The organism is Kitasatospora sp. NPDC059577, from assembly GCF_042735475.1.
Lineage (GTDB): Bacteria > Actinomycetota > Actinomycetes > Streptomycetales > Streptomycetaceae > Kitasatospora.
The window spans coordinates 36,089-47,325 of the sequence record NZ_JBHWBZ010000071.1; the positions used below are offsets into that span (position 1 = coordinate 36,089).

Consider the following 11,237-nt stretch of genomic DNA (forward strand, 5'->3'; position numbering starts at 1 on the left):
GCGCATGCGGGGTGGGCGGGGACCCCGGGGGGGGGGGGTACGGGTCGCCCGACCCGCGCGCCCCACCCCTTGCGGCCCCGCCGTCCATGCCGGGGGGCCCGCACCCGTGTCCGGGCCCGCACACCCCGGCCCGCGCGCCCGGGCCCGCACACCCCGGCCCGCGCGCCCGGGCCCGAGCTGTGCCTGGGCACCCGGGCCGCTAGGGTCGGGGCATGCACGGTCGCGACGCCCACAGTGAGGAACCGGTCCGGGTCACCGCCTGGGTCCGGGGGAAGGTCCAGGAGGTCGGGTTCCGCTGGTGGACCAGGGCACGGGCGCTGGAGATCGGCTTGACCGGCTACGCCGGGAACCTCGGCGACGGCCGGGTCCAGGTGGTCGCCGAAGGGCTCGCACCCGACTGCGAGCAGCTGCTGGCCCTGCTGCGAGGCCCCGGAACCCCGGGCAGAGTGAGCGGCGTGACCGAGATCTGGACGGCCGTCGGCCCTGGTTACGAGGGTTTCGAGATCCGCTGAGCCGCCCCCCGGAGGACCACCGCCGGAGCGCCCGGGAAAAGATCCGGAACTGTCGGTGTCACGAGGTTGCCATCCGGGCAGACTCGTGGTTGACTCCGCATCGAACGATGATCCACGAGCACCAGGTGGACCCGTCCCGAAGGCCCCCAGGCGTGACCACACCGCCGGGCAGGTGACACGGGCGCGGTAGCGTGCGGTGATCGTGTTGACCCTTTCCGTCTTTGGTGAGACGCTGGAAACCCGCGCACACGACCGCGTTTATCCGGCAGGCGCATGCCCTCGTGAGCCCAGCTCACGGTGGTTGTGCCGTAGTGCCCAGCCAGCACTTCCGGTGGCGCGCCGCGCGTGCGTCCCCCTTCCCCCTAGACCTGGACCGTTCCGGTTCGGTCACTCAGCGTGGAGGACCATTCATCATGGCAAAGGCGCTTCTCGGGTACGTCGGCGGCCCCGACCCGCGAATGCTCTCCGAGATGCGACGGCTTCAGCAGCGCGTCCAGGACCTCGAAGCCGAGCTTCTTCGGATTCAGGCCGAGAACGACGCTCTCACCGCTGTCGCTGACGAGCACTCGCTGCTCAACAGCATCGATCTGGATCAGCGGGAGCCGGCTCTCACCTGAGTCCCGCCCGGTCCTCGCAGATCGACGCCGCTGTGCACTGAGCCGCCCCGAAAGGGACGCAGCTTGCAAGGGACGCCCTGATGTGGCGTCCCTTCGTCGTGTCCGGCTCCGGATACAGTCGCACGCTGGGGCCCTGGCGAGCGACGAGGAGACCGGCCGCGTGCACCTGAAGAGTCTGACGCTGCGCGGGTTCAAGTCCTTCGCCTCCAGCACCACGCTGCGCTTCGAACCGGGCATCACCTGCGTGGTCGGCCCGAACGGCTCCGGCAAGTCGAACGTGGTCGACGCGCTGTCCTGGGTGATGGGCGAGCAGGGGGCCAAGTCGCTGCGCGGCGGCAAGATGGAGGACGTCATCTTCGCCGGGACCAGCGGGCGCGCCCCGCTCGGCCGCGCCGAGGTCAGCCTCACCGTCGACAACACCGACGGAGCCCTGCCGATCGACTACTCCGAGGTGACCATCACCCGGACCATGTTCCGCAACGGCGGCAGCGAGTACGCGCTGAACGGCGAGACCTGCCGCCTGCTGGACATCCAGGAACTGCTCTCCGACTCCGGCATCGGCCGTGAGATGCACGTCATCGTCGGGCAGGGCCGGCTCGACTCCGTCCTGCACGCCGACCCGATGGGCCGCCGCGCCTTCATCGAGGAGGCGGCCGGCGTCCTCAAGCACCGCAAGCGCAAGGAACGGGCGCTGCGGAAGCTGGACGCGATGCAGGCCAACCTCAACCGGGTCCAGGACCTGGTGGCCGAACTGCGCCGCCAGCTCGGCCCGCTCGGCCGGCAGGCCCGGATCGCCCGCCGGGCCGCCGGGATCCAGGCCGACCTGCGCGACGCCCGGCTGCGGCTGCTCGCCGACGACCTGGCCACGCTCCGCCGGGCCGTCGAGGCCGAGGTCGCGGACGAACTCGCGCTGCGGCTGCGCCGCACCACCGTCGAGCAGGAACTGGCCCGCGCCGTCCAGCGCGAACGCCTCCTGGAGGCCCAGGTCCAGCAGCTCGGACCGAGCCTGGAGACCGCCCGGCAGACCTGGTACCGGCTCTCCGCACTCGCCGAACGCACCCGCGGCACCATCGGCCTGGCCGGGGCCCGGGCCCGGCACGCCACCGCCGGGGGCCAGGTCGAGGAGCGGCGCGGCCGCGACCCGGAGGAACTGGAACGGGAGGCGGAGCGGGTCCGCGAGGAGGAGGCCGCGCTGGCCGAGGCCTTGGAGGAGGCGCAGTACGCGCTGGCCGAGGCCGTCGAACGCAAGGGCGAGCTGGAACGGGCGCTGACCGCCGAGGAGCGCCGGTTGCGGGACGCCGCCCGGGCCATCGCCGACCGCCGGGAGGGACTGGCCCGACTGCAGGGACAGGCCGGTGCCGCCCGCTCCAAGGCCGCCGCCGCACAGGCCGAGATCGGGCGGCTCACCGAGGCGAGGGACGACGCGCTGCTGCGCGCCGAGGCCGCGCAGGGCGAACTGGACGCGCTCCAGCAGCAGGTCGACGGTGCGGCCGGGGACCACGAACGGGCCGAATCCGGCTACCGGGAGGCCCGCGAGCGGCTGGCCACCGTCGAACGGGAGCTCACCGCCGCCCGGGAGGCGGCCGGCGTCGCCGAGCGCGAGCGGGCCGGGCTCACCGCGCGGCACGAGGCGCTCGCGCTCGGACTGCGCCGCAAGGACGGCACCGGCGCGCTGCTGGCGGCGGGGGAGCGGCTGGGCGGACTGCTCGGCCCGGCGGCCGCGCTGCTGCGGATCGAGGCCGGGTACGAGGTGCCGGTGGCCGCGGCGCTCGGCGCGGCGGCCGACGCGGTCGCCGTCGACTCGCCGTCCGCCGCCGCCGAGGCGCTGCGGCTGCTGCGGGCGGACGACGCCGGGCGGGCCGCGCTGCTGATCGCCGGTGCGGCCGACGGGCCCGACGGGACCGCGGAGTTGCCGGAAGGGGCCCGGTGGGCCGCCGAACTGGTCGACGGCCCGGCCGAGTTGATCGGCGCCGTCCGGCAGCTGCTGGCCGGGGTGGTGGTGGTCGCCGACCTGGACGCGGCGCTGCGGCTGGTCACCGCGCACCCCGGGCCGTCGGCCGGGGGCCCCGGGCTGTCCGCCGTCACCGCCGACGGGGACCGACTGGGCGCCGGCTTCGCGCACGGCGGCTCCGCCGGAGCGCCGAGCCTGCTGGAGACCCAGGCGGCCGTGGCCGAAGCGGCCCGGGCGATCGAGCAACTCACCGTCCGCTGCGCCGAGTCGTCCGGGCTGCTGGCCGAACTCACCGCGCGCCGAAGGGAGTCGGCCGCCGAGGTGGATCGGCTCGGCGAGCTGAGGCGGCAGGCGGAGAAGGGGCGGGCCGAGGTCGCGGGAGCGCTCGGCCGCCTCGGCGGGCAGGCCCGCGCCGTGGCCGGGGAGGCCGAACGGCTGTCGGCCGCCGCCGCGCGCGCCGACCAGGGCCTCGCCGATCTGCTGGACACCGCGCAGGAGTTGTCGCAGCGGCTGGCCGCGGCCGAGGAGTCGGCGGACGCGGGGGAGGACGAACCTGACACCGCGGAGCAGCAGCGGCTCGCGGAGGCCGCGAGCACGTCCCGGCAGGCCGAGCTGGAGGCCAGGCTCGCGGTGCGTACCCACGAGGAGCGGGTCCGCGCGCTGACCGGACGTGCCGACCAGCTGGACCGGGCCGCCCGCGCCGAGCGCGAGGCGCGCGCCCGGGCCGCCGAGCGCCGCCGGCGGGCCGAGCACGACGCCGGAGTGGCGAACGCCGTCGCGGCGGGCGCCCGGCAGCTGCTGGCCTGTCTGGAGGTGTCGCTGGCGCGCGCGGACGCCGGGCGGGCGGCCGCCGAACGGGCTCGCGCCGAGCGCGAGGAGGAGCTGCGCGAGCACCGGGAGCACGGCCGCGGCCTCAAGGAGGAGCTGGACAAGCTGGTCGACGCCGGGCACCGGGACGAGGTGCTGCGGGCGGAGAAGCGGCTGCGGATCGAACAGCTGGAGTCCCGGGCCCTGGAGGAGTTCGGCATCGACGGCGGCGAACTGCTCGCCGCGTACGGACCGGACACTCCCGTCCCGCCCGCGACGCCCGAGGAGGGGCAGGAGCCGGGGGAGCCGTACCCGTACGTGCGGGCCGAGCAGGAGAAGCGGCTGAGGGCCGCCGAGAAGGCGTACCAGCAGCTCGGCAAGGTCAATCCGCTGGCGCTGGAGGAGTTCACCGCGCTGGAGGAACGGCACAGGTTCCTCGGAGAGCAGCTGGACGACCTCAAGCGCAGCCGGCGTGACCTGCTGGACATCGTCCGGGACGTGGACCAGCGGGTCGAGCAGCTGTTCACCGCGGCGTACCACGACACCGCCGCCCAGTTCGAGGGCGTCTTCGCCCGGCTCTTCCCGGGCGGGGAGGGCCGGCTGGTGCTGACCGACCCGGACGACATGCTCGCCACCGGGGTCGAGGTGGAGGCCCGCCCGCCCGGCAAGAAGGTCAAGCGGCTGTCGCTGCTGTCCGGCGGCGAGCGCTCGCTGACCGCGGTCGCGCTGCTGGTGGCGATCTTCAAGGCCAGACCCAGCCCGTTCTACGTGATGGACGAGGTGGAGGCGGCGCTGGACGAGACCAACCTGCGCCGGCTGGTCGGCATCATGGAGGAGCTGCGGGAGAGTTCCCAGCTGATCGTGATCACGCACCAGAAGCTGACCATGGAGTCCGCCGACGCGCTCTACGGGGTGACGATGAAGGGCGACGGCATCTCGCAGGTGATCAGCCAGCGGCTGCGCCCGGGAGCCGGTCCGGGACGACGGTCCGACGGGGAGCGACGGGAACCGCCGACAGGGGTACGCACCGCGTCGGTGTAGGGCGGATGCGGTCCATCCGGGCTCCGGTCGCGGATACTGGAGCGGTTATGGAATACGTGATCCTTGCCGTAGTCATCGCCGTGATCGCCGTCGGCGCGATCGCGGGCCTCGTCGTTTCCGGCAGACGACGCCAGCAGCTGCCCCCGAAGTCGCAGGCGCCGGTCATCACGGCGCCGAAGCCCACTCCGCAGGAGCCCCAGGTCGGCGAGGAGTCCGCGCCGCCGACCGAGGAGCCCCGCCGCACCGTCGAGGAGGTGGAACTCCCGGCGGAGCCCGAGGCCCCCGAGGCCCCCGAGGCCCCCGAGGTCGTCGAGGTCGAGCCCGCCGAGGCCGAGGCGGTTCCCGCCGTCGAGGTCCCCGAGCCCACCGCCGGCCGGCTGGTCCGGCTGCGCTCGCGGCTCTCCCGCTCGCAGAACTCGCTCGGCAAGGGCCTGCTCTCGCTGCTCTCCCGGGAGCACCTGGACGAGGACACCTGGGAGGAGATCGAGGACACCCTGCTCACCGCCGACGTCGGCGTGGCCCCCACCCAGGAGCTCGTCGAGCGGCTGCGCACCCGGGTGAAGGTGCTCGGCACCCGTACGCCCGAGGAGCTGCGCGCCCTGCTGCGCGAGGAACTGGTCGAGCTGATCGGCAAGGACTCCGACCGCACCGTGCGCTCCACCAAGCACGAGGAGGGCCCGGCCGTGGTCCTGGTCGTCGGCGTCAACGGCGTCGGCAAGACCACCACCACCGGCAAGCTGGCCCGTGTCCTGGTCGCCGACGGCCGCAGCGTGGTGCTCGGCGCCGCCGACACCTTCCGCGCCGCCGCCGCCGACCAGCTGCAGACCTGGGGCGAGCGGGTCGGTGCGCGCACCGTGCGCGGCCCGGAGGGCGGGGACCCGGCCTCGATCGCATTCGACGCGGTCAAGGAGGGCATCGCCGAGGGCGTGGACACCGTGCTGATCGACACCGCGGGCCGACTGCACACCAAGACCGGCCTGATGGACGAGCTGGGCAAGGTCAAGCGGGTCGTCGAGAAGCACGGCCCGGTGGACGAGGTGCTGCTGGTGCTGGACGCCACCACCGGCCAGAACGGCCTGATCCAGGCCCGGGTGTTCGCCGAGGTGGTCGACATCACCGGCATCGTGCTGACCAAGCTGGACGGCACGGCCAAGGGCGGCATCGTGGTCGCGGTCCAGCGCGAGCTGGGCGTGCCGGTCAAGCTGATCGGTCTGGGCGAGGGCGCCGACGACCTGGCGCCGTTCGAGCCGGGCGCGTTCGTGGACGCGCTGATCGGGGACTGAGGTTCCCCGGCGGCCCCCCGGGGCCGCTCCGGGCCCGTCGGGTCCGGCCGTACGAAGGGTCCGCTCCGCTCGGGGCGGGCCCTTCGGCGTCGGATCAGGGCTGCCCGGGGGCGAACGGGCGGGTCAGGAGGCGATCCAGGCCGGCTCGGCGGTGCGCTCGCGGCCGCGGTGGCAGGCGTAGGCGAGGGTGCCGAGCAGCAGCCGGGCCTCGGGCGGGCAACCGGCGTTGTCGCGGGTGGGGCGGCGCAGCCAGCGGACCGGGCCGAGGCCGCCGAGGACGGTGGGCGGCGCGGCGACGTAGCCGCCCTCGCCGTGGCAGGTGAGGTCGAGCGCGGCGTCGTCCCAGCCCATCCGGTACAGCAGGTCGGGGAGCCGGCGGGCGGTGCCGGCGGCGACCAGGAACTGCAGGCGGCCGGTGGGGGCGGTGAGCACCGGGCCGACCTGGGTGCCCATCCGCTCCAGGCGGACCAGCGCCTGCAGACCGGCCTGCTCGGGGACGTCCAGGACGTCGAACGCGCGGCCGGTGGCGAACAGCACCGAGCCCTCGGCGCGGCCGGCGCGGGCCCGGGCCCCGCTGCCCGGCACCGGGTGCAGGCCGGGTGCGCCGCAGCGGGCGGCGCCGCAGGGACAGCGGGTCGGGGCGGTGGCGGAGTCGGCCGGTTCGCCGGTGGCGACCGCCCAGCCCCAGCGGCCGGTGTACTCCGCGGCGGCCTGGGACGCGGTGACCTTGGTGCGGCGGCGCGCGCCCAGCGGTGCCAGCCGCAGGTGCCCCAGTCGAAGTTCGCCGAACAGGTTGTCCATGCCTCCCCCAACAGGTTCTCGTTGCCGATGGTTACGGGACGGTGACTGTGTGTCGATTGTCAGCTGCGTGGTGCGTAGTGCGGTGGCGGCGCGCAGCGCGTGGCGTGCGCCTGTTCCGGTGGTGCGCTTCGGGCGCCGCCTTGTGGGGGCGGCGCGGATGCCGGATCGTCATGTGCGCGAGACTGTTGCCGCCCGGAGTGGGTGGTGAACTCGCCTGTGGCTGCGGTGGATTGCGAGTGCTGCCGGGTCTTCCGGGGTGGTCCGGGCGACTTGGCGGCCCGCATATGCCGGACCGTCGGGACTACCCAGTGAAGCGTGTGCCCCCTGACTTCGGTTCACTCCTGGGGGTGGCGAAAGGTGGCGTTTCGCCAGGGCCGCTCCCGCGGGCACCTCGTGGGGCATTACGTTCAGCAGGCGGATGTCCGCCAGCGCCCGCTCCGGGCCGCCGGAGAACGGGAGTTGGGAATCTGACGGATCGTCCGCGACGATGGCACACCAGTGCGAGGGCGCGGCGCGGCACCACCTCAGGCACGGCACGTCTGGTAAGAGCCCGCAACCGTCGGGCGGTCACGATCGGGGGCCCCGCGAGGGGCCGGGCGGGATGGGGCGTTACCCATGGCAGAGAAGCAACCCAACGAGAAGCTGACCACGTGGTTCGCCCGCAGCGGCTGGTCCAAGGGAGAGCTGGCCCGCCAGGTCAACCGGCGGGCCCGGCAGATCGGCGCCCACCACGTGTCCACCGACACCTCCCGGGTGCGCCGCTGGCTCGACGGCGAGCAGCCCCGCGAGCCGATCCCCAAGATCATGTCGGAGCTCTTCTCCGAGCGCTTCGGCTCGGTGGTCTCGATCGAGGACCTCGGCCTGCGCGCCGCGATCCCGGTCTCCACCGTGGGCGGCGGCGTCGACCTGCCCTGGAGCGGCCCGCAGACCGTCCAGCTGATCAGTGACTACTCCCGCAGCGACCTGATGCTCAACCGCCGGGGTTTCCTCGGCACCTCGCTGGCGCTGACCGCCGGCGCCGCGCTGATCGAGCCGATGCAGCGCTGGCTGACCCCCGGCCCGACCGGCATCCCCACCCCGATCCTCACCGCGGCCAACGGCGGCGAGGCGTTCACCGGCCGGCTCTCCGAGCCCGAGCTGGAACTGCTGGAGCAGACCACGGTCAAGTTCCGCCAGTGGGACGCGCAGAACGGCGGCGGGCTGCGCCGCAAGGCCGTCGTCGGCCAACTGCACGAGGTCACCGACCTCCTCCAGGAGACGTACACCGAGGACACCACCCGGCGGCTGTTCCGGCTCACCGCCGAACTCGCCCACCTGGCCGGGTGGATGTCGTACGACGTCGGGATGCACCCGAGCGCGCAGAAGTACTACGTGCTGGCCCTGCACGCGGCCAAGGAGGCCGGTGACCGCCCGTTCGGCGCGCTGATCCTCACCGACATGAGCCGCCAGATGATCCACCTCAACCGGGGCGAGGACGCCCTGGAGCTGATCCACCTGGCGCAGTACGGCAGCCGGGACACCGCCACCCCGCGCCAGCAGTCCCTGCTGTACGCGATGGAGGCGCGCGCCTACGCCACCATCGGGGAGATCAACCGCTGCGCGCGGGCGATCCGGCTCTCCGAGGACACCTTCACCGACATCCGCGAGGGGGACGACGAGCCGGACTGGCTGAAGTTCTTCTCGCCCGCGGAGCTGAACGCCGAGAACGCGCACTCCTTCCGCGACCTCGCCTACCACTCCGACAACGCCCAGCTGTACGCCTCGCTGTCGGCGCCGGTCATGGAGCGCGCGGTGGACCTGTTCCGCCAGGACGGCGACCACGTGCGCTCGTACGCCTTCAACCTGATCGGCATGGCCAGCGTGCACCTGCTGCAGAAGGAGGCGGAGCAGGCGGCGGTGATGGCCGAGCAGGCGGTGGACATCGCGACCAAGGTGCGCTCGGAGCGGCTGAACTCCCGGGTGCGCAAGACCACGGAGGCCGCGGCGGCCCGGTTCAAGGGCGTGGACGCGGTGAGCCGGCTCAAGGAGCGGGTCGTCCAGGACATCCCGGAGTACGTCTCGGTGGTCTGAGCACGGGCTCGGCCCCGGACTCCACCGACCGTGGCGGCCGCCGCCGTCACGGTCGGTGGCACGTCGCCGCGACCGTCACGGTCGGTGGTGCGGGCCCGCCGGGGGCGCGCCGGGGGCCGGCCGCGCCGGCGCACGGTAGCCCGTCCGGGTGGCCGCAGGGCTGCGGTTCACGCAGTCGTAACCCGCACGTCGCACGCGTCACGGTGGCGAAACAACCGGCCGCACTGGCCGAAACCAGCCTTCGGCACTCTCCTCTTCATCGCCGACACCCCGGGTGGCACGGGACAGGTACCCGGGTGCGGATCGGCTTGGACGCAGAGGAGACGCCGATGCCGGACGGCTTCAGCGCGGGCGACACCGCCTTCGTGCTCATCAGTGCGGCCCTGGTCATGCTCATGACCCCGGGGCTGGCCTTCTTCTACGGGGGCATGGTCAGGGCGAAGAGCACACTGAACATGCTGGCGATGAGTTTCCTCTCGCTCGGCATCGTCACCGTGCTCTGGGTCCTCTACGGGTACTCGCTCAGCTTCGGGCCGGACTCCTTCGCCGGTCTGATCGGCAACCTGGACTTCCTCGGGATGCGCGGCATCGGGCTGAACGAGCTCACCGGGACCATCCCGGTCACCGCCTTCGCGGTCTTCCAGCTGATGTTCGCGATCATCACCCCGGCGCTGATCAGCGGCGCCGTCGCGGACCGGGCCAAGTTCGCCGCCTGGGGCCTGTTCATCGCGCTCTGGGTGACGATCGTCTACTTCCCGGTCGCGCACTGGGTCTTCTTCTTCGACGGCGGCCACGGCGGCTGGCTGGGCGACAGAAACGGCGTGATCGACTTCGCCGGCGGAACGGCCGTGCACATCAACGCCGGCGTCGCCGGCCTCGCGCTCTGCCTGGTGCTGGGCAAGCGGGTCGGCTTCAAGAAGGACCCGATGCGCCCGCACAGCCTGCCGCTGGTGATGCTCGGCTCCGGGCTGCTGTGGTTCGGCTGGTTCGGCTTCAACGCGGGCTCGGCGCTGGCCGCCAACGGGGTCGCCGCGATGGCGATGGTCAACACCCAGGTCGCCACCGGCGCCGCGCTGGTCGGCTGGCTGGTCTACGAGAAGCTCAAGCACGGCGCGTTCACCACGCTGGGCGCCGCCTCCGGCGCGGTGGCCGGACTGGTCGCGATCACCCCGGCCTGCGGCTCGGTCAGCCCGCTCGGCGCGGTGGCGATCGGCCTGGTCGCGGGCGCGGTCTGCGCCGCCGCCGTCTCGCTCAAGTACCGCTGGGGCTTCGACGACTCGCTCGACGTGGTGGGCGTGCACGCGGTGGGCGGGGCGATCGGCTCGCTGCTGGTCGGCCTGTTCGCCACCGGAGGGGTCGGCCAGACCGCCAAGGGCCTGTTCTACGGCGGCGGGATCGGGCAGCTCGGCAAGCAGGCGATGGGCGTGGCCGTGGTCGCCGCGTACTCCTTCGTCCTCTCCTGGCTGCTCGCCAAGGCGGTCGACAGGCTGGTCGGCTTCCGGGTCGCCGAGGAGGTCGAGGTGGCCGGCATCGACCAGGCCGAACACGCCGAGTCCGCCTACGATTTCAGCGCCGTCGGGGCGGGTCTGGCCCGGGCCCTGCCGGGTCTGGCCGCGGCCGTCGCGCCGGGCGGTCCGTCCGTCGCGAAGCCTGCGGCGAAGGCCGCCGAGAAGCCCACCGAGAAGGCCGCCGACGAGGCTGCCGAGAAGACCGAGGTCGACGCCTGATGAAGCTCATCACCGCCGTGATCAAGCCGTACCGCCTGGACGAGGTGAAGGCCGCCCTGCAGGCCTTCGGGGTCCACGGCCTGACCGTCACCGAGGCCAGCGGTTACGGCCGCCAGCGCGGCCACACCGAGGTGTACCGGGGCGCCGAGTACACCGTGGACCTGGTGCCGAAGGTCAGGATCGAGGTCCTGGCCGAGGACGAGGACGCCGACGACCTGATCGAGGTCCTGGTGAAGGCCGCCAGGACCGGCAAGATCGGCGACGGCAAGGTCTGGAGCGTCCCGGTCGACACCGCCGTGCGGGTCCGCACCGGCGAGCGCGGCCCGGACGCCCTGTAGCCCCCACCGCCGGCGGGCCCGCACCCCCACCGGAGCCCGGGCCCCCCGCCCGCCTGACCCGCCCCGCCGGGCGCTTTTAAAAAAATACGA

At 73.6% G+C, this 11,237-nt stretch carries 8 protein-coding genes; 7 read left to right on the forward strand and 1 reads right to left on the reverse strand.

Translation table 11 applies throughout. From position 1 onward, the window contains the following. Nucleotides 1-212 precede the first annotated feature (212 nt). The 4 genes from ACFV0O_RS36100 to ftsY all read left to right on the forward strand — a co-directional run bounded on the left by ACFV0O_RS36100 (nt 213) and on the right by ftsY (nt 6,211). Nucleotides 213-512: an acylphosphatase gene (locus tag ACFV0O_RS36100; RefSeq protein WP_380348273.1), complete on the forward strand. Its 300-nt coding sequence runs from the start codon at nt 213-215 to the stop codon at nt 510-512. Nucleotides 513-925: 413 nt separating this feature from the next. Further along, nucleotides 926-1,129, forward strand: a complete 204-nt coding sequence (locus ACFV0O_RS36105; RefSeq protein ID WP_360262049.1) for a hypothetical protein — start codon at nt 926-928, stop codon at nt 1,127-1,129. 160 nt (nt 1,130-1,289) lie between these two features. Beyond that, complete coding sequence (smc, locus tag ACFV0O_RS36110) at nt 1,290-4,928, forward strand: chromosome segregation protein SMC (RefSeq protein WP_380348276.1); 3,639 nt, start codon at nt 1,290-1,292, stop codon at nt 4,926-4,928. A 47-nt stretch (nt 4,929-4,975) separates the two neighbouring features. Next, on the forward strand, nt 4,976-6,211 hold the full coding sequence (gene ftsY, locus ACFV0O_RS36115; protein WP_380348278.1) for a signal recognition particle-docking protein FtsY: 1,236 nt from the start codon (nt 4,976-4,978) through the stop codon (nt 6,209-6,211). Between the two features lie 123 nt (nt 6,212-6,334). Here the strand turns inward: ftsY and ACFV0O_RS36120 are convergent, their stop codons facing one another. Next, the gene (locus tag ACFV0O_RS36120) at nt 6,335-7,012 is read right to left on the reverse strand and encodes a bifunctional DNA primase/polymerase (RefSeq protein ID WP_380348280.1); all 678 of its coding nucleotides are present in this window, start codon (nt 7,010-7,012) and stop codon (nt 6,335-6,337) included. A gap of 615 nt (nt 7,013-7,627) precedes the next feature. Between ACFV0O_RS36120 and ACFV0O_RS36125 the strand changes: the two genes are divergently transcribed. The 3 genes from ACFV0O_RS36125 to ACFV0O_RS36135 all read left to right on the forward strand — a co-directional run bounded on the left by ACFV0O_RS36125 (nt 7,628) and on the right by ACFV0O_RS36135 (nt 11,147). Continuing rightward, a complete protein-coding gene (locus ACFV0O_RS36125; RefSeq protein ID WP_380348282.1) occupies nt 7,628-9,082 on the forward strand; it encodes a hypothetical protein in 1,455 nt (484 codons plus the stop codon). A 329-nt stretch (nt 9,083-9,411) separates the two neighbouring features. Beyond that, nucleotides 9,412-10,809, forward strand: a complete 1,398-nt coding sequence (locus tag ACFV0O_RS36130; RefSeq protein ID WP_380348284.1) for an ammonium transporter — start codon at nt 9,412-9,414, stop codon at nt 10,807-10,809. Continuing rightward, nucleotides 10,809-11,147: a P-II family nitrogen regulator gene (locus ACFV0O_RS36135; protein WP_360262055.1), complete on the forward strand. Its 339-nt coding sequence runs from the start codon at nt 10,809-10,811 to the stop codon at nt 11,145-11,147. The genes ACFV0O_RS36130 and ACFV0O_RS36135 overlap by 1 nt, the downstream gene beginning before the upstream one ends. Nucleotides 11,148-11,237: the final 90 nt, after the last annotated feature.

Excerpts from the sequence above, each read along its gene's own strand:
- ACFV0O_RS36100 (WP_380348273.1), top strand. The coding sequence starts at position 213 with ATGCACGGTCGCGACGCCCACAGTGAGGAACCGGTCCGGGTCACCGCC.
- ACFV0O_RS36120 (WP_380348280.1), bottom strand. The coding sequence starts at position 7,012 with ATGGACAACCTGTTCGGCGAACTTCGACTGGGGCACCTGCGGCTGGCA.
- ACFV0O_RS36130 (WP_380348284.1), top strand. The coding sequence starts at position 9,412 with ATGCCGGACGGCTTCAGCGCGGGCGACACCGCCTTCGTGCTCATCAGT.
- ftsY (WP_380348278.1), top strand. The coding sequence starts at position 4,976 with ATGGAATACGTGATCCTTGCCGTAGTCATCGCCGTGATCGCCGTCGGC.
- ACFV0O_RS36105 (WP_360262049.1), top strand. The coding sequence starts at position 926 with ATGGCAAAGGCGCTTCTCGGGTACGTCGGCGGCCCCGACCCGCGAATG.
- ACFV0O_RS36135 (WP_360262055.1), top strand. The coding sequence starts at position 10,809 with ATGAAGCTCATCACCGCCGTGATCAAGCCGTACCGCCTGGACGAGGTG.
- ACFV0O_RS36125 (WP_380348282.1), top strand. The coding sequence starts at position 7,628 with ATGGCAGAGAAGCAACCCAACGAGAAGCTGACCACGTGGTTCGCCCGC.